This window comes from Micromonospora violae, assembly GCF_004217135.1.
In the GTDB taxonomy this organism is placed as follows: domain Bacteria; phylum Actinomycetota; class Actinomycetes; order Mycobacteriales; family Micromonosporaceae; genus Micromonospora; species Micromonospora violae.
In genome coordinates, this window is record NZ_SHKK01000001.1 from 4,801,000 (window position 1) to 4,819,468 (window position 18,469).

Sequence of the window (18,469 nt, forward strand, 5' to 3'; positions counted from 1 at the left end):
ATCGAAGCATGACCGAGGACGCTGCCCCGCCGCCCCGACCGGGGTCGGCACAGCCGGGCGGTTCAGCACCGCCCCCGCCCACCACCACACCCAGCGAATGGACCGAGCCCAGCACGTTCGGGCCGCACGCTGGCACCGACGCCACCGCGCCCGGCGGTCCGACGGGCGGCTACGGGTCGCCCGGCGCGGGCTACAGCCCGGGCCCAGGGTTCGCGGCGGGCACCGGCTATGGCCCGGGCGGCACGCCACCCGGGCCGGGCGGCCCCGGCCCGTCCGCGCCGCCACCGCCGCTGGGCGGCACCGGCTTCACCTCACGGTACGGGCTGGTCCGACCGCGCGAGGGCCGATACCTGGCCGGCGTCTGCGCCGCGATCGGCCGCGCCACCAACACCGATCCGGTGCTCTGGCGGGTGCTGCTCGCGGTGCTCGGCTTCTTCGGGGGCATCGGCATCCTGGTGTACGTCGCCGCCTGGCTGATCATCCCGAACGAGGGCGACACCGCGTCCCCCGTCGAGTCCATGCTCGGACGCGGTCGCTCCAGCATGTCGCCGGTCACGGTGATCGTCTTGAGCATCCTGGCCGCAGCCAGCTTCGCGTACATCGTCACCGACGCCTTCCGCGCGGTGCTGCTCGGCGCGGCCATCCTGGTCGCCGGCGCGCTCCTGCTCAACCGGGACGGCCGCAACCCGCGGCCCGGCACCCCGGGTGGTCCGCCGCCCGCCGCACCGCCCGGCAACCCGGCCGGCCCGGTCCCGCCGGTGGCCTGGCCCGCGCCGTCGTACGGCGCCGCGCCGTCGACCGGCCCGGCGGCGACGCCGCCGATGTTCGGCACCGATCCGGGGTACGCCACCGCGTCGACGGGGGCGGCGCCCACCGTCACCACCCCGGCGTACGACGCGCCGCCGACCAGCGGTCCGCTGCCGTCCACCGGGACGCCGCCGGTGTCCGGGGTGGGCCCGATGAGCGGGCAACCAGCCGGCCCGACGGTTACCCAGCCCGGCTGGCCGAGCACCGCCATGCCCAGCGCCGGCTGGCCGTCGGCACCGGTGAGCAGCACACCTGCGGCCCCGGCCGGCTATCCGACCGCCCCGCCGCCCTCCGGTTACCGCCCCCCGTTCGCACCGCACGGCCCGTACGCTTCGCCGACCCCGGCCGCGCCTCCCGCGCCCAAGCCGCCCAAGCCGCCGAAGCGACCCAAGGAGCGGTCGCCGCTCGGCGCGGTGACGTTCTCGCTGATCTTCCTGGTGCTCGGGCTGGTCGCCCTGCTCGATTTGCTGGACGTCTTCCCCATCGGCGCCTCGGCGTACTTCGCGGCCGCACTGGCCACCATCGCCCTGGGGCTGCTGGTCGGCACCTGGTTCGGGCGGGCCCGCTGGCTCATCGCGCTCGGTGTGGTGACCGCTGCGGCGCTGGGCACGGCGACCGTCGCCGAGTCCTACGACCGGATTCGCGGGGTCGACGGCGCGGTGACCTGGGCGCCCACCGACCACCGCGACCTGGCGGACCGGTACGAGAACAGCTTCGGTGACGCCGTGCTCGACCTGCGCGGGCTCGACTTCGCGAAACGGGACGCCCAGGTGACAGTGGCCGTCAACTTCGGCCAGGCGACCGTGGTCGTGCCGCCGAACGTGGACGTCACCACCGTGGCCGACGTCAACGCGGGTGACGCCAACATCTTCGGCAACCGCTCCGGCGGGCTGGACGGCCGCCTGCGGGAGTCCACCGACGTCGGCGCCGACGGGCCCGGTGGCGGGACCCTGCGCCTCTACATCCATGTCAATGCCGGCAACCTGGAGGTGACCCGGTGAAGGCTCACCGCACGGATCTGGTGTCGTTCGCCTTCGGGCTCGTGTTCCTGGCGCTCTCCGCCTGGTGGCTGCTCGCCCAACTCCTCGGGCTCGCGCTGCCACCGGTCGGCTGGTTCCTGGCCAGCGCGCTCATCCTGATCGGGGTCTTCGGGCTCGTCGGCGCGCTGCGCTCGGGTCGGTCGAACCAACCGAAGCCGACCGCCGAGGCCGAGGCCGTCGCTCCGGTCTCCGGCACGTCCGTCTCCGGCGCACCCATCTCCGGGACGCCCGCGCCGGTCTCCGGCGCCGCCACGTCGACCTCCGGCGCGGCTCTGCCGGCCTGGGAAGCCGAACGGTCCACCTGGGACGCTCCCGCAGCGGACCCGACCCGCACCACGGACCCGACGCTCACCTTCGACCCCACACCGCCCTCGGGAGCGGCACTCTCCTCGGACCCGACGGTCAAGACGCCGACCACCGAGGTGCGGGCGGAGGATGCGCCGACCACCGATGTGATCCACCCGGCCTGGCTGGCACATCCGCCGACCGAGCCGCCGACCGAGCCGCCAACCGAGCCGCGGTCGGAGCCGCCGACCGAGCCCGTCGGCGACCAGCCGGGCGACGAGCGGGACGCTCCACGCCGGGAAGCCTGACCTGGGTCACCTGGGCCGCGCCGGTCCACCGCATCCCCACGGCGGTGCGGCCGGCGCGGACGGACGCATATGCTGGCCGGTGGAGATCTCGCCTCCGCCGGCCGGCCCGTTCCCGCCCATGGTGGTCCCGCCGCGATTCCCGTCTCTACCCCCGTCAGGAGCCCGCCCGACATGACCCAGTCCTCCGCCGTGCGTACCACCGGCCGGTCCGGTCCGGTCCGCATCGGCGAGCGAGCCGCCCGTACCCTCATCGCCGAGCTGGCCCGGATCAACGACGCAAAGGCCGCCCTGCTCGTCGGGGTGAACCCGGACTCCGCGGTACTGGCCGCGGCGGTCGAGGCGCTGCTCCCCGGTGACCGGCTCACCGTGGTGCCCGCCGAGCCGTCCGGCGCTGCGGCGCTGCGCGAGCACGTCACCGCCCAGGGCCGCTGGGTCGCCGACCGGGTGAGCGTCGTCGACTCACTCGCCGAGGCCGAGGCCGCTGCGGTCGTCATCGCCGGCGAGGTGTTCACCGGCACCGCCGAGGCGACCCGCAGCAGCATCGAGGGCCTGGCCAAATACCTGACCGACGGGGCGGTGCTGAGCGTGGCCACCGACGCCACGCCCGGCCGGACCGAGGGTGCCGCCGCCGAACTGGCCCGACAGGACGCCCTGTACGGCGTCGGCGCCGACCTGGTGCTGCGCAACTCGCCACCGGTGCGGGTCTACCGACTGCGGTTCACCCCGGCCAGTCCGGCCACCGCCGACAGCCTGGCCCCCGCGTACCGGCCGTCGAGCGTGCCGCTGACCCGGGGCATGCACATCGACTCCAACGGCGTGGCGGCGGCGGGCATCGCGCTGGGCCTCGCGGCGCTGGCCCGGGTGGCGCGCCCGTCGTCCAAGCTGTGGCTCCTGCCGGCCCTGGCCGCCGGGCCGGTCGCCGCGTTCTTCCGGGACCCGGAACGGGACGTGCCGGAGGACCCGAGCGCCGTGGTCGCCAGCGCGGACGGCAAGGTCCTGTCGGTGCAGCGGCTGCACGACGAGCGCTTCGGCGACGGTGAGTGGCTGCGGATCGCGGTGTTCCTGTCGGTGCTGGACGTGCACGTCAACCGCGCCCCGGTCGCCGGCAAGGTGGTGGACTACTTCGTCGCCGACGGCGGCTTCGTCAACGCCATGAAGCCGGACGCCGAGCACAACGTCGCGGCGTACACCGTGCTGGACACCGCCCGCGGCACGGTGGTGGTCGCGCAGCGGACCGGGCTGATCGCCCGCCGGATCGTGCAGCGCGCGCCGATCGGCGCGCTGCTGGCCAAGGGCGAACGCTTCGGGCTGATCCGGTTCGGCTCCCGCACCGACGTCTACCTCCCCGCCGAGGCCGCGGACCCGCTGGTCGGGCCGGGCGACAAGGTGGTCGGTGGGTCCACGGTCATCGCGCGCTGGCGCTGACCCACGAACGCGAAACGGGGCGCCGCTGTCCGCGGCGCCCCGTTTCGTCTGCTCAGATCAGACGGTACGGCGCTGCCGCAGCCAGAGAACCGGCCCGCTGACCAGGTAACCCACCACGATCAGGGCGAACGTCAGCCGGACGTCGACCAGCGCGCCGATCACCGGAGCCAACCAGACCCACGGCGGCAGCTTCACCAGGCGGGCGAGCTTGGCGTACGGGAAGCTCGACACCATCGCGAAGGCCAGCAGCGCCACCCCGGCGACCAGAACGTCACCGGGCACCGGCAGGCCGATCGCCACGGTCACGGCGAGCACCGCGGCCGCCATGGTGGTGGGCACCCCGCAGAAGAACCGGCCGTCCTTCGGCGAGACGTTGAAGCGCGCCAGCCGGATCGCGGCACACGCCGCGACCAGGGCGCACGCCACCGCCGCCGCGGCCGTGGAGACGGAGCCGGCGAGCGAGGCGTAGACCACGACCGGCGCGGCGAGACCGAACGAGCACATGTCGGCCAGTGAGTCCATCTGCGCGCCGAACGGGCTGGCCACACCGAGCCGTCGAGCCAGCGCGCCGTCCAGACCGTCGAAACCGACGCAGGCGATCAGGCAGAGCGCGGCGGTGCGCACCTCGCCCTGCATGGCCAGGAAGATGGCCAGCATGCCGAGCATCAGGCTGGCCAGCGTGCAGGCGTTGACCAGGCCGAACTTCATCCGGCGCGCGATGGTGCGCTCGCCGGGGAGCAGCGGGATCGAGCGGGCCTCATCGGCCTGCGCCATCGGCGGCATCGCCGGGCTGACCGGCACGACCGCGTCGATGGCGGCTCGGTCCAGGCCCAGTGTCGGGTCCACCCGCAGTGTGGGCCGGCTGAGCCGGTCCAGGCCGTAGCGGCGGCGCTGCCGGTCGGCGTACCTGTGCTCGGTCGGGGCCAGGTCGGTCGGGTGCAGGTCACCGTCGCGGCGACCGACCCGGACCAACAGCACCTGGCGGGCGAACGTGCTGCTGCGGCGCAACCGGCCCGCCCAGCGACGCCCTGCGGGGCGCGGACTGTCAGTAGTACGACGCCGGCGCCATGGGGCTCTCGGCACGTTTCCTCCATCACCGGATCTGCTGGCCGCCACTCGGCGGGTGCCCGGCTGTCTCGTGTCGGACCTTGCATGGCCCGGCAGCCGTTTTGCGGAGTACACCATCGCATAGGGGAACGTGGCTTGGCGATAGCTGCCGGCGGTACTTATATCTGGCCTAAACCGCTCGAACCGCTCGCTTGTTCCCATCCCGGGCCTCATCGCCCGTTTCCTCCATCATTCCCGCCTTTGACTGTACCGGAGGGTCACCAAGTCGGCTCATCGAGCCGGGTGCTATCGGCCACTCTGTCCGATTGCCACCGCAGCGACGTCGCTCAACGGCAGGTCAACCGCCTCAGCCCGGGTGAACCACGCCGCCCGCGCCGTCGACCCTCCCGCCGACTCGGTGACCACCGCCTCAGTGGGTACGTCCACCAGCACCCGATAGATCACCCGTACGCCATGCCAGTCCAGCGGCCGACCCTCCGGGCCCAGCGCGGCAGGATTGTGCAGATTGTTGACGCCCAGAAGCTCCACCACCCGGCCCACCTGGCCACCCTCCTCGACCAACTCCCGAAGCAGGCCGGTGGCCGGCTGTTCACCGTGATCAGTGCCACCGCCCGGCAGATGCCACAGGCCGGCCCCCGGGTAGCCCTCCGCGATCTGGGTGAGCAGGATCCGCCCAGCAGGATCAGTGACCAGCCCGTACGCCCCGAAGCGCAGCCGGCGGTCAGGGTGCGGTGGCGGGAACAGTCCCCGCGACCGGCGCGTCCCGGACGGCAGCGGCGTCACCGGCAGGCCGAGCGCCTCGGCGGTGAACGGGGTCAGCGGCACCTGCGCCACCTCCGCGAGGGAGAACCAGCAGACCTCATCCACCAGGCCAGACGCGCCGTCACCGCTCCCGGGCCGCGCACCCTCGGGCCCCCCGCTCTCGGGCGGCGCACCCTCGGGGCTCGCGCCGTCGCGCGTAGTGACCTCGAACAACAGGCGGTCGGTGTGCAGCGCGACCGGCTCCTCCGGGAAGGTGGCCACATCGGCAACTACCGCGAGTAGCCGCGCCACCGCCACCACCAACCCGGTCTGGTCGGCGACCTCGCGGACCACGGCGCGCTCCGGGTGCTCGGCATGTCCGACGGCACCGCCCGGCAGCCGCCAGGCTCCCGGGAACTCACCCTCCGTCCCGTCCCGAACCAGCAAGACCCGATCCGCGTCCCACAGAAGCCCATAGGTAGCGACCCGCCGCATCAATTGCACCTTCACCCACCCCCGCCTCGCGCCCCGGCCCGTTGATCATGAAGTTACCGCCCTCCATCTCGCCTTCCGACAGTAACTTCATGATCAACGCAAGGTGGCGCACCGGAAACCGCAGGCTGGCGAGCCGGCAGACGGACGTTGATCAACTCGGGTTCATGAAAGGCGCGGCATCCCAGGCACGGGGATACCGCGGTTTCAAGAAACCCGAGTCGATCAAGCCTGGAGAGCCCTCGCAGAAGCGGCCCGCCGGACCAGCCGCGCCTCGCGCGGACTGGTCGGGGTCAGGCCAGGCGGGCTGCGTGTACCGCTTCGGCGGTCACCTCGGTGAGGCGGTGGGTGGGGAGCGCGGCGAGTTCGTCGCGACCGAACCAGCGGGCCTCACAGGTGGAGCCGCCCACGTCGGCGACGGTCAGCGGGTTGGGCTTGTCGACGACGACGCGGTAGAAGGCGCGTACGCCGTGCCAGTCGATGGGGTAGCCCTCGGGGCCGAGCGAGGCGGCGTCGCGGTGGCTGGCGACGCCGAGCAGTTCGACGAGGCGGCCGGTCTGCCCGGTCTCCTCGACCAGTTCCCGGATGAGGGCCGCGCCGGGCTGCTCGCCGTAGTCGGTGCCGCCGCCGGGCAGGTGCCAGCAGCCGGCGCCGGGGTAGCCGTCGGAGACCCGGGTGAGCAGAACCCGACCGGCGGGGTCGGTGCAGACCGCGTACGCGGCGAAACGCTGGGCCCGGTGCAGCCCGTCGGGGCCGGGCACGGCATAGAAGGAGGGGAACTCGGGTGCCTCGTCGGGCACCACGTCGGTGGAGGACGCGGGCAGCCCGAGGGCGCGTGCGGTGAACGAGCGCAGCGGCAGCTCGCGCGCTTCGTCGAGGGTGTACCACCGGGCCAGGTCGGTGGGGCGTTCGCCGGCCCGGTCCGCGAGGGTGCCGCCACGGACCGCCACCCGGTAGATCAGCCGGTCGGTGTGGATGGTGATGCCCCGGTCGGGGAGCGCCCGCATGTCGGCGAGGACGTCGGCGAGGTCGGAGACGGCGACGGAGAGGCCGGTCTCGGCGGCGGTTTCGCGAACGACCGTGTGGTTCGGGTCCTCGCCGTGGTCGACCGCCCCACCGGGCAGCGACCACGCGCCGGGAGTGCCGGAGCGCTCCGAGGCGCGGACCAGCAAGACTCGGCCGCTTGAATCAGCACAAACTGCGTATGCCGCGATCCTGCGGAGCGGCTTGAGCAAGGTGGTCACGGAAGCAAATTCTCCCCGGGCCGCGTTACCGGAACGGAAAAGAGTCGGATTCCTGACTGTCTGACCCCGCTCAGGGATTGGTCAGGGTAATGATCCGGGCGGTCACCGAGGGCAGGCCGGGCAGCAGCGCGGACCGTGGGGGTATGACATCCACCACCGCTCCTCACGCCCCGTACAAGCAGCTTCGGCGACCCACCACCGACCGCATGGTCGCGGGGGTTGCCAGTGGCGTCGGCCGCTACTTCGCCGTCGACCCCACCCTGGTCCGGGTGATCTTCGCGGTCACCGGTCTGCTCACCGGCGGGCTCGCGCTGTTCGCGTACCCGATCATGTGGTTCCTGATGCCGGAGGAGCCCACCGGCGCGCCGGCCTGGCCGCACGCCGCGGGCGTCGCGCCGCAGAACGGCCCGCCGCCCACCGCCGGGCCCGCGCCCGGCGGACCACCGCAGGGGTACGCGCCGACGGCGCCCTACCCGCCGACGACCCCGTCCAGCACGCCGCCGGTGGGCTGAGCGCCGCTCACTCCCACTCGATGGTGCCCGGCGGCTTGCTGGTGACGTCCAGGACCACCCGGTTGACCTCGGCGACCTCGTTGGTGATCCGGGTGGAGATCCGGGCCACCACGTCGTAGGGCAGCCGGGACCAGTCGGCGGTCATCGCGTCCTCGCTGGAGACCGGGCGCAGCACCACGGGGTGCCCGTAGCTGCGCCCGTCTCCCTGCACGCCGACGCTGCGAACGTCGGCGAGGAGCACCACCGGGAACTGCCAGACACCCCGGTCGAGGCCGGCGGCGGTCAGCTCCTCGCGGGCGATCAGGTCGGCCTGGCGGAGCAGGTCGAGGCGTTCCTGGTCGACCGCGCCGATGATCCGGATGGCGAGGCCGGGGCCGGGGAACGGGTGCCGCCAGACCATCGCCTCGGGCAGGCCGAGTTGGAGGCCGAGCGTGCGGACCTCGTCCTTGAACAGGGTGCGCAGCGGCTCGACCAGCGCGAACTTCAGGTCCTCCGGGAGGCCGCCCACGTTGTGGTGGCTCTTGATGTTGGCGGTGCCGGTGCCGCCGCCGGACTCCACCACGTCGGGGTAGAGGGTGCCCTGGACGAGGAACTCGACGTCGCCGTGCGCGGCGATCTCGCGGGCCGCGGCCTCGAAGACCCGGATGAACTCGCGGCCGATGATCTTGCGCTTCTGCTCCGGGTCGGTCACCCCGGCGAGCGCGCCGAGGAACCGGTCGGCGGCGTCGACCACCTTCAGCTTGATCCCGGTGGCGGCCACGTAGTCCTTCTCGACCTGCTCGGCCTCCCCGGCACGCAGCAGACCGTGATCGACGAAGACGCAGGTGAGCTGGTCACCGACCGCCTTGTGCACGAGCGCCGCGGCGACCGCCGAGTCCACCCCGCCGGACAGGCCGCAGATGACCTCCTTGTCGCCGATCTGGGCGCGGATCCGGGCGACCTGCTCGTCGATGATGTTCTCGGGCGTCCAGGTCGGCTCGATGCCGGCGATGTCGTAGAGGAAGCGGGTCAGCATCTCCTGACCGTGCGCGGTGTGCCCCACCTCCGGGTGGAACTGCACGCCGGCCCGACGCCCGGCCAGGTCCTCGAATGCGGCGACCGGTGCGCCCGCCGACTCGGCGGTCACCGTGAAGCCCTCGGGGGCCTCGGTGACGCAGTCGCCGTGGCTCATCCAGACCGGCAGGTCCGCCGGCAGGTCCCGCAGCAGCACACCGGGGTCGAGGAGGCGGGGGCGCAGCGGGGTGCCGCCGTACTCACGGTTACCGGTCTTCGTGACCGTGCCGCCGAGCGCCTGGGCCATCGCCTGGAAGCCGTAGCAGATGCCGAAGACCGGCACGTCAGCGCTGAACACGCCCGCGTCGATCTGCGGCGCGTCCGGAGCGTAGACGCTGGCCGGACCACCGGACAGGATGATCGCGGCGGGGTTCTTCGCCAGCATCTCGGCGATCGGCATCGAGTGCGGCACGATCTCGGAGTAGACCTTCGCCTCACGGACCCGGCGGGCGATGAGCTGGGCGTACTGGGCTCCGAAGTCCACCACGAGGACAGGGCGAGGCAGGCTCATGTGCACGAAGCCTACCCACAGTCACCACCGCTCCCGGCACCGGCTCGCCGGGTGGGCCGACGAGACTCACTGACGCAGCGCTCCCGGGGCGTCCGCCGGGACGGCCGGGTGGTGCGGGGGCACGGGGGCGAGCCGGCGGTACGGGGAGGCAAGGGGTGGGCGGGGGTCCTGCTCGCCCTTGTTGGGCCAGAAGGACGTCGCCCGTTCCGCCTGGGCGGTGATCGTCAGGGACGGGTTCACGCCCAGGTTCGCCGAGATGGCGGCGCCGTCGACGACGTGCAGCCCCGGGTGCCCGTACACCCGGTGCCAGGGGTCGATCACCCCGTCGGCCGGGGTGGCCCCGATGACCGCTCCGCCCAGGATGTGCGCGGTCACCGGGATGTCGAAGGGTTCGGTGACCGAGCCGCCGGGGGTGCCGCCGATCTCGTCGGCGAGCATTCGGGCCGCGGTGTTGCCGGCCGGGATCCAGGTCGGGCTGGGCGTGCCGTGGCCCGGGCCGGTGACCAACCTGCGGCCGAGCGGGCCACGCCGCCACCGGGTGGTCAGCGAGTTGTCGGCGGACTGCATGACCAGGGCGATCACTGTCCGTTCCGACCAGCCGCGTACCGACAGCATCCGCGCGGCCAACCCGGGCTGCCGCACGATGCTGCCGAGCCAGCGGCGCACCCGGTGCGGGCCGCCGTCGACCAGCAGCGACTGGAGCAGCCCCATCGCGTTGGAGCCCCGCCCGTAGCGGACCGGCTCGATGTGTGTCTGCGGGTCGGGGTGGAACGAGCTGGTGATGGCCACCCCCTCGGTGTAGTCCAACCGCTCGGAGCGGGCCCGTTGGCGGGGCACCGAGGCACCGAGGATCGCCTCCGAGTTGGTCCGGGTCAGCTCGCCGAGGCGGGGTGAGAGCCCGGGTAGCGCCGCGTCGGCCCGCATCGCGTGCAGGAGCCGCTGGGTGCCGAGCGCCCCGGCGGCGAAGACCACCTGGTCGGCGTGGATGACCTGCCGACCGGTGCGCAGCCAGGCGCCGGTGCGTTCGGTGTGCACCTGGTACCCGCCGCCGTCGGCGGGCCGGACCGCGGTCACCGTGGTCAGCGGGCGGACCGTGACCCCGAGCCGTTCCGCGAGCCAGAGGTAGTTCTTGACCAGCGTGTTCTTCGCCCCGTGTCGGCAGCCGGTCATGCACGAGCCGCAGTGCAGGCAGCCGGTGCGTTCCGGGCCGGCACCGCCGAAGTACGGGTCGGCGACCCGTTGGCCGGGCCGGCCGATGTGCACGCCCACCGGGGTGGCGTGGAAGGTGTGCCCCACTCCCATCCGCTCGGCCACCGCGCGCATGGCCCGGTCCGCGCCGGTGTCCACCGGGTACGTGGTGACGCCGAGCATCCGTTTCGCCTGGTCGTAGTGGCGGGCCAACTCGTCGCGCCAGTCGGTGATGTCGCGCCACTGTGGGTCGTCGTAGAAGGCCGGCAGTGGTTCGTAGAGAGTGTTCGCGTAGACCAGCGAGCCGCCACCCACCCCGGCCCCGGAGAGCACCAGCACCCCGCCGCCGGAGCGTCGGTCGGCCGGGCGGAGCAGGGTGAGCCGTTGGATGCCGTAGCAGCCCAGCTTGGGCGCCCAGAGGAAACGGCGGAACCGCCACGACGTCTGCGGGAACTCGTCGTCGGCGAAGCGGCGGCCGGCTTCCAGCACCGCGACCGAGTAACCCTTCTCGGCCAGTCGGAGCGCGGTGACGCTGCCACCGAAGCCGGATCCGATGACGACCACGTCGTACCGCATGGAGGCATCATTACTCGCGAGTAGCGCTCGCGCCAGCGGCACTTTTCGCGCGATCATGCTCCGGCCGACCGACCCGGCGCCTCCCGGCCGCAACCCGGAGCACCCGTCGGAGCGTTGTTCACCGGACGGGTGGAAGGAAACCAGGATGGTTCTCGGCTCGATGGCGCCGCGCCGACGGTGGCTGCTGCTGGGGTTGACGGCCCTCGCCGTCGTCGCGCTGATCGCGGCCGGCTCGGTGGTGGTCACCCGACTGACCGGCGACGACAAGCCGGGCGGCGCTCCGGTGGCCGGCTCGTCGACCCCGTCACCGGTCGGTACGCCGACCCCGAGCCCCAGCGGTCCGCCACCGGGCGCGGACATCACCGGCCCGCTCAACCTGCTGCTGGTCGGTGTGGACACCCGGGTCAGCGTGCCCGGCTGGGAGCCGCACTCGGACGCCGTGCTGGTGCTGCACGTACCCAAGGGGTTGGATCGGGCGTACCTCTTCTCGCTCCCCCGCGACCTGGTGGTGGACATCCCGGCGTTCCCGAAGGCCGGCTACAAGGGCGGCAAGACCAAACTCACGCACGCGATGAGCTTCGGTAGCCGGGTGCCGGGCAAACCCAAACAACCGAGCACAGCCCAGGGGTACGAGCTGCTGCGCAGCACGGTCAGCGGTTACACCGGGCTGCGCATCGACGCGGGCGCGGTGCTCACGTTCAACGGGTTCGACCGGCTGGTCGACGCCCTGGGCGGGGTGGACATCTACGTCGACCAGCGGGTCGAGTCGCGGCACCGCCGACCGGACGGCAAGTACCGGGAGAGCGGGCCGGGCGGCTACATCGGGCCGCAGCAGGTCTACGAGAAGGGCCAACGGCACCTCAACGGCTGGCAGGCGCTGGACTACTCGCGGCAGCGCTACATCACCGGCGGCGACTACGCCCGGCAACGTCACCAGCAGCAGCTGATCCGGGCGATGACCCGCAAGATCCTGGACGAGGGCCTGGCCCGGCAACCGGAGCGGGTCGACCAGGTCGTCTCCGCGCTGGGCGACACGCTGGTCTATGTGGGCGGACGACGGATCGTCAATATCGCGTACGCCCTGAGTGGCCTGCCGGAGAACCGTTTCACGCTGGTCGGGCTGCCCGGTTCCGGCGTCGGCAAGGGCAGCGCCTACCGGGGCGAACAGCTGACCACCGAGGGTCGGAAGTTCCTCACCGAGCTGCGTGCCGGCCGCGCCGACGCGTACCTGGCCGCCCACCCCAAGCTGGTGGTCAAGAACTGACCGCAGCTCAGAGCCGCTTGGGCAGGGCGGGCTTCTCGGTGCCGTAGAGCCAGTCGTCGAAGAGCGCGTCGAGCTGCTTGCCGGAGATCCGCTCGGCCAGGGCCACGAACTCGGCCGTGGTGGCGGTGCCGTCGCGCTTCTCCGCCGCCCACGTCTTGACGATCTCGAAGAACGCCTTGTCACCGACGGCCACCCGCAGGGCGTGCAGGGTCATCCCGCCGCGCTGGTAGACCGACTCGCTGAACAGCTTGTCCACGCCCGGCTTGCCCGGCGGTGTCCTCCACACCTGTGCGGACACCTCGGCGTACCGGCGGTTGAACGCCTCCTTGGCGGTGTACGCCTTGGTGTGCTCGGCCCAGAGCCACTCCGCGTACGTCGCGAAGCCCTCGTTGAGCCAGATGTCCTCCCAGGTGGCCAACGCGACGCTGTCGCCGAACCACTGGTGGGCCAGCTCGTGGGCGACGACCTCGGTGTTCTCGCCCTGCCGGAAGAAGCTCGCCGCGTAGACCGGCCGGCTCTGCGTCTCCAGCGCGTAGGATATCCGGCTGTCGGAGATCACCACACCGCCGTACGCGTCGAACGGGTACGGCCCGAACACACTCTCCAGGTAGTCGGCCACCACGGTGGTCTGCGCGATGGACGCGTCCGCGTTCCCCTCGGCCAGGGTGGTGGTGACCGCGCTGTAGACCGGGCGGCCCTTGTGCTCACCGGTGGTGATCCGGAACTTGCCGATCACCAGCGTGCTCAGGTAACTGGCCATCGGCGACTTCTCCGACCACTTCCAGGTGGTCCACCCGCCCGAGCTGGTCTTCCCGCCGGGAACGCCGTTGCTGACCGCGGTCAGCCCGTCCGGGACGGTGACCTCGAAGTCGTAGGCCGCCTTGTCCGACGGGTGGTCGTTGACCGGGAACCAGGTGCTGGCCGACTCGGGCTGCCCCAGCGCGATGGCACCGTCGGTGGTGTGCCGGAAGCCGCCGTCACCGAGCGCCTCGTTCTGCAACGGTTTCGGCTTACCCGCGTAGGTGATCTCGACGACGAACCCGTTGCCGTTGATCAGGCCGGACGCCGGTTTGATCACCAACTCGTTGCGCTTGCGGCGGTGGGTCGCCGGTGCGCCGTCCACGGTGACCGCGCTGACGGTCAGGCCGGCCAGGTCGAGGTTGAACGTCGACAGGTCGGCCGTGGCGGTGGCCCGCACTGTGGTCGTACCCGTCAACTGGTCCTTGGCCGGGTCGTAGCGCACCTTCACCGTGTACCGCCCGACGTCGTAGCCGCCGTTGCCGTACGTCGGGAAGTAGGCGTCGCCGACCCCGTCGGCGCCCGCCGTGAACGTCCGCGACGGTGTGGGGGACGCGCTCGGTAGCGCCGTCGCCGGGGCCGCCGAGTCGCATCCGGACAGTGCGAGCGCACCGGTCACCAGCAGGCCGGCACCCCTGCGCAGTCTGTGCCGCGTCCCCCGCATCCCACACCCTTTCCGCACGGTGACCGGTCACGGCCTCCGCCGCTCCGCGCGAACGACCACTCACCCGCCGCTCGCAGGCGGCAGCATATCGATCGGCCGAGCCGGCCGGGTCACGGCAGTGTGGGGGCCGACCCGCCCACCAACCAGGCGTCGAAGAGCGGACGCAGGTGCCGTCCGGCGACCCGCTCGGCGAGCGCGACGAGGTCCTCGGTGGTCGCGTTGCCCGCCGCCCGCTCGGTGGTCCAGGTGCGCAGGATGCGGAAGAAGACGTCGTCACCGACGGTCCGGCGCAACGCGTGTACGGCGAGCGCCCCCCGCTTGTAGACGGCCGTGCCGAACATCTGCTCCCGGCCCGGCTCGACCGACGGCTGCGTCCAGTCGGTCGCCGCGTACTGAATCTCGAAGTTGCGCTGGGCGGTCCGGCCGCCGTCGTGCTCCTCCCACAGCCACTCGGCGTAACTGGCGAAGCCCTCGTTGAGCCAGATGTCACTCCACCGGGTCAGCGACACGCTGTCGCCGAACCACTGGTGCGCCAGTTCGTGCGCGACGACGCTCGGGTTCGGCCGGTCGTCGGAGAAGAAGGCAGGCCCGTAGACCGGCCGGGACTGGGTCTCCAGCGCGTAGGAGATCCGGTCGTCGGCGACCACGATCCCCCCGTACGAGTCGAACGGGTACGGGCCGAAGCGGCTGGCCAGGAAGTCGACGATCGCGCCGGTGCGGGCCAGCGACGTGGCCGCGCCGCCGCTGGCCGGAAGGCTCGCGGCCACCGCCGTGACCATCGGCCGACCGGCGTGGGTGCCGGTCACCACCCGGTAGTCACCGATCACGAGCGTGCTCAGGTAACTGGCCATCGGTGCGCGCTCCGACCAGCGCCAGGTGGTCCAGCCGTCGGCGCTGCTCTTCGGCCCGGGTACGCCGTTGCTCAGCGCGGCCAGGCCGTCCGGGACGGTCACCGCCAGGTCGTAGGTGGCCTTGTCCGACGGGTGGTCGTTCACCGGGAACCAGGTGGCAGCAGAATCGGGTTGGCCGAGCGCCACGGCCCCGTCGGCGGTGTGCAGGAAACCGCCGCTGCCCAGCGCCCCGTCGTCGACGGCCGTGGGCACGCCCGCGTACTCGACCGTCACGGTGAACTGCTGACCGCGCGGCAGGCCGCCGCGGGGCGTCACCACCAACTCGCCGTCGCCGCGCCGGTGGTCGGCCGTCGCGTCGCCCACGGTGACGGTGCGGACCTCCAGGCCGGAGAGGTCCAGATTGAACCGGGACAGGTTCTGGGTGGCGGTGGCCGTGATGACGGCTCGACCGGTCAGCTGGTCGGTCGACGGGTCGTAGCGGACGTCGAGGCCGTAGTGCGAGACGTCGTAGCCGCCGTTACCGTGCCCCGGCACGTACGGGTCGCCGACGTCGGCCGCACCGGGCCGGAAGCCGTCGCGGTCGTCACCCGTACAACCGGCGGCGACCAGCCCGAGCACGCCGGCCAGCGTGGCGGCGACGCGGAGTCTCCGTCCGGTCAGGACCATGCGTACCCCTCCTGCGGCAATGCGGCCGGTGGCGGCCGTCCGGTCAGGACGAGCGTAGTCAGCATCGCCGGCCATGCGGTGAGTATCAGTAACTCGGTCCGGCCCCGGCTGAACGCGACGAAGGCCGGCCCCGCAGCAGCGCGGGGCCGGCCTTCCGGCGTCTGACGGGTCGGTCAGCGGTCCAGGACCAGACCGACCTTCTGGAACTCCTTCAGGTCGCGGTAACCGCACTTGGCCATCGCCCGGCGCAGCCCACCGAACAGGTTGAGCTGACCGTCGGCCTCGTCCGCCGGCCCGAAGAGCAGCTGCTCCATCGACCCGAGCGGCTCACCCGAGACCTCGAAGGCACCCCGGGGCAACGACGGGTGGCTCGCCGCCGAGTGCCACCAGGCACCACCGGCGGGGGCCTCATCGCAGAGCGACAGCGGCTCACCGAGCATCACCGCGTCCGCGCCACAGCCGAGCGCCTTGGCGATGTCGCCCGAGGTCTGGATGTCACCGTCGGCGATCAGGTGCACGTACCGGCCGCCGGTCTCGTCCAGGTAGTCACGGCGGGCCGCCGCGGCGTCAGCGATCGCCGTGGCCATCGGCACCCGGATGCCCAGCACCGACTCGGTGGTCGACCACTCGTCGCCACCGATGCCCACGATCACGCCGGCCGCGCCGGTACGCATCAGGTGCAGCGCCGTCTTGTAGTCCGTGCAACCACCGACGATCACCGGCAGGTCCAGGTCGGCGATGAACTCCTTGAGGTTCAACGGCTCGTCGGTGGTCGACACGTGCTCGGCCGAGACGATGGTGCCCTGGATGACCAGGATGTCCACCCCGGCGTCCAGGATCACCGGTGCCAGCGCGAGGGTGTGCTGCGGGGAGACCCGCACCGCCACCGTGCCACCGCCGGCGCGCAGCTCGCGGACCCGCTCCGCGATCAGATCCGGGCGGATCGGCTCGGCGTACACCTCTTGGAGCCGCTTGGTCGCGCGGGCGTCCTCGTCGAGGCCGGCCAGCTCGTCCAGCACCTTCGTCGGGTTCTCGTAGCGGGTCCACAGCCCCTCGACGTTGAGCACGCCGAGGCCGCCGAGCTGACCGAGACGCACCGCCGACGACGGGCTCATGGTGGCGTCGGAGGGGTGGCCGACGCACGGAATGCCGAACGGGTACGCGTCGAGCTGCCACGACGTCGAGACGTCATCGACGTCCCGGGTGCGGCGGCTCGGCACGATGGCGATGTCGTCCAGGTGGTAGCCGCGCTGCGCGGTCTTGCCCAGCCCGATCTCGACCACGTCACGCATGGGGGACTCCAGGTGGTTGGGGGTGGTGGGTCAGCGGGTGTGGTAGTTGGGCGCCTCGACGGTCATCTGGATGTCGTGCGGGTGGCTCTCCTTCAGGCCAGCCGCGGTGATCCGGATGAGCTGGCCCCGGCGGTGCAGATCGGGGATGTTCTCCGCACCGGCGTACCCCATGGCCAGACGCAGACCGCCGACCAACTGGTGGGCCACCCGGGAGAGCGGCCCCCGGTACGGCACCTGACCCTCCACGCCCTCGGGGACCAGCTTGTCGTCGCTGAGCACGTCCTGCTGGAAGTAGCGGTCCTTGCTGTACGACTTGGCCTGGCCCCGGGACTGCATCGCGCCGAGCGACCCCATCCCGCGGTACGTCTTGAACTGCTTGCCGTTCACGAAGATCAGCTCGCCGGGGCTCTCCTCGCAGCCGGCCAGCAGGCTGCCGAGCATCACCGTGTCGGCGCCGGCCACCAGGGCCTTGGCGATGTCGCCGGAATACTGGATGCCGCCGTCGCCGATCACCGGCACGCCGGCCGGGCGGGCGGCCCGGGCCGCCTCCATGATCGCGGTCACCTGCGGCACGCCGACCCCGGCGACGATCCGGGTGGTGCAGATCGCGCCCGGCCCCACACCCACCTTGACGCCGTCGGCACCCGCGTCGACAAGCGCCTTCGCGCCGGCGTACGTGGCCACGTTGCCGCCCATGATGTCGACAGTGACGTCGGCCTTGAGCCGGCGGACCATGTCCAGCACAGCCCGCTGGTGACCGTGCGCGGTGTCCACGATCAGCACGTCGACGCCGGCGTCGACCAGGGCACGGGCCCGCTTGTAGGCGTCCTCGCCCACGCCGATGGCAGCGGCGACCCGCAGGCGACCGGCGTCGTCCTTGCTGGCGTCCGGGTACTGCTCGCTCTTGGTGAAGTCCTTGACGGTGATCAGACCGCGCAGCCGACCCGAGTCGTCGACGATCGGCAGCTTCTCGACCTTGTGCTGACGCAGCAGCGCCAGGGCGTCGTCCTTGCTCACCCCGACCGGTGCGGTGATCAACGGGGTGCGGGTCATGATCTCGCGGACCGGAGTGCTCGGCTCGGAGACGAAGCGCATGTCCCGGTTGGTGACGATGCCGACCAACTGGCCGTCGCCGTCCACCACCGGAACACCGGAGATGCGGTAACGCCCGCACAGCTCGTCGACCTCACGCAGGGTGTCGTTCGGGCTGGCGGTCACCGGGTTGGTGATCATGCCGGACTCGGAGCGCTTGACCAGGTCGACCTGGAGCGCCTGATCCTCCAGAGAGAGGTTGCGGTGCAACACGCCGATGCCACCCTGACGGGCCATGGCGATCGCCATCCGGGCCTCGGTCACCGTGTCCATCGCGCTGGACAGCAGCGGAATGGACAACTCGATGTTGCGGGTGAGCTTCGTCCGGGTGTTGACCCGGCTGGGAACCACGTCCGACTCGCCCGGCTGAAGCAACACGTCATCGAAGGTGAGACCGAGCGGAACCACCCGGGCGGAGCCAGCCGGCAACTCGGGCAGGTGGCCGCCCAGGTCGGCGTGCTCGACGCCGGCCGGAAGATCGGTGCTGGGCGAAATTTCCACGATTGCTCCCCTGAGCTGCTCGGATGGGCTTCAGCGAGGTGGCGCGCGCGGGCACCGGAGCGCGCCACGGTGCTAGCACGTCGCCTCATCG

At 72.2% G+C, this 18,469-nt stretch carries 13 protein-coding genes and 1 pseudogene; 5 read left to right on the forward strand and 9 right to left on the reverse strand.

Annotated features, from left to right (window positions below; all coding sequences use genetic code 11):
* Positions 1 to 8 precede the first annotated feature (8 nt).
* The 3 genes and pseudogenes from EV382_RS21360 (at position 9) to EV382_RS21370 (ending at position 3,865) form a co-directional block, all read left to right on the forward strand.
* Positions 9 to 1,808, forward strand: coding sequence for a PspC domain-containing protein (locus EV382_RS21360; RefSeq protein WP_130404555.1), 1,800 nt, complete (start codon positions 9 to 11; stop codon positions 1,806 to 1,808).
* Positions 1,805 to 2,044: pseudogene (locus EV382_RS21365) on the forward strand (hypothetical protein); the annotation flags it as partial. The gene EV382_RS21360 and the pseudogene EV382_RS21365, both read left to right, overlap by 4 nt.
* A 567-nt stretch (positions 2,045 to 2,611) precedes the next feature.
* A complete protein-coding gene (locus EV382_RS21370) occupies positions 2,612 to 3,865 on the forward strand; it encodes a phosphatidylserine decarboxylase (RefSeq protein WP_130404557.1) in 1,254 nt (417 codons plus the stop codon).
* 57 nt (positions 3,866 to 3,922) lie between these two features.
* Here the strand turns inward: EV382_RS21370 and EV382_RS21375 are convergent, their stop codons facing one another.
* The 3 genes from EV382_RS21375 to EV382_RS21385 all read right to left on the reverse strand — a co-directional run bounded on the left by EV382_RS21375 (position 3,923) and on the right by EV382_RS21385 (position 7,410).
* Positions 3,923 to 4,873, reverse strand: coding sequence for a CDP-alcohol phosphatidyltransferase family protein (locus EV382_RS21375; protein ID WP_130404559.1), 951 nt, complete (start codon positions 4,871 to 4,873; stop codon positions 3,923 to 3,925).
* 345 nt (positions 4,874 to 5,218) lie between these two features.
* Positions 5,219 to 6,169 (reverse strand): NUDIX hydrolase, encoded by a 951-nt coding sequence (locus EV382_RS21380; protein ID WP_425271917.1) that lies wholly within the window; start codon positions 6,167 to 6,169, stop codon positions 5,219 to 5,221.
* Between the two features lie 290 nt (positions 6,170 to 6,459).
* On the reverse strand, positions 6,460 to 7,410 hold the full coding sequence (locus EV382_RS21385; RefSeq protein WP_130404561.1) for an NUDIX hydrolase: 951 nt from the start codon (positions 7,408 to 7,410) through the stop codon (positions 6,460 to 6,462).
* A 143-nt stretch (positions 7,411 to 7,553) separates the two neighbouring features.
* Between EV382_RS21385 and EV382_RS21390 the strand changes: the two genes are divergently transcribed.
* Entirely contained in the window at positions 7,554 to 7,922 is a 369-nt protein-coding gene (locus EV382_RS21390; protein WP_130404563.1) for a PspC domain-containing protein, read from the forward strand.
* Positions 7,923 to 7,929: 7 nt separating this feature from the next.
* Here EV382_RS21390 and guaA read toward each other — a convergent pair whose 3' ends face one another.
* Complete coding sequence (guaA, locus tag EV382_RS21395) at positions 7,930 to 9,486, reverse strand: glutamine-hydrolyzing GMP synthase (RefSeq protein WP_130404565.1); 1,557 nt, start codon at positions 9,484 to 9,486, stop codon at positions 7,930 to 7,932.
* 66 nt (positions 9,487 to 9,552) lie between these two features.
* Positions 9,553 to 11,250: an FAD-dependent oxidoreductase gene (locus tag EV382_RS21400; RefSeq protein ID WP_130404567.1), complete on the reverse strand. Its 1,698-nt coding sequence runs from the start codon at positions 11,248 to 11,250 to the stop codon at positions 9,553 to 9,555.
* A 145-nt stretch (positions 11,251 to 11,395) separates the two neighbouring features.
* Here EV382_RS21400 and EV382_RS21405 point away from each other — a divergent pair, with 145 nt between their 5' ends.
* Positions 11,396 to 12,514 carry an LCP family protein gene (locus tag EV382_RS21405; RefSeq protein WP_130404569.1) on the forward strand — a complete coding sequence of 373 codons (1,119 nt, stop codon included), beginning with the start codon at positions 11,396 to 11,398 and terminating at the stop codon, positions 12,512 to 12,514.
* A 7-nt stretch (positions 12,515 to 12,521) separates the two neighbouring features.
* On the opposite strand, the gene EV382_RS21410 is transcribed toward EV382_RS21405, so the two are convergent.
* The 4 genes from EV382_RS21410 to guaB all read right to left on the reverse strand — a co-directional run bounded on the left by EV382_RS21410 (position 12,522) and on the right by guaB (position 18,378).
* Positions 12,522 to 13,976 (reverse strand): M1 family metallopeptidase, encoded by a 1,455-nt coding sequence (locus tag EV382_RS21410; RefSeq protein WP_130404571.1) that lies wholly within the window; start codon positions 13,974 to 13,976, stop codon positions 12,522 to 12,524.
* A 110-nt stretch (positions 13,977 to 14,086) separates the two neighbouring features.
* Complete coding sequence (locus EV382_RS21415) at positions 14,087 to 15,493, reverse strand: M1 family metallopeptidase (protein WP_130404573.1); 1,407 nt, start codon at positions 15,491 to 15,493, stop codon at positions 14,087 to 14,089.
* Positions 15,494 to 15,666: 173 nt separating this feature from the next.
* A complete protein-coding gene (locus tag EV382_RS21420; RefSeq protein ID WP_130404575.1) occupies positions 15,667 to 16,785 on the reverse strand; it encodes a GuaB3 family IMP dehydrogenase-related protein in 1,119 nt (372 codons plus the stop codon).
* A gap of 30 nt (positions 16,786 to 16,815) precedes the next feature.
* Positions 16,816 to 18,378, reverse strand: a complete 1,563-nt coding sequence (gene guaB, locus EV382_RS21425) for an IMP dehydrogenase (RefSeq protein ID WP_130404577.1) — start codon at positions 18,376 to 18,378, stop codon at positions 16,816 to 16,818.
* Positions 18,379 to 18,469 lie beyond the last annotated feature (91 nt).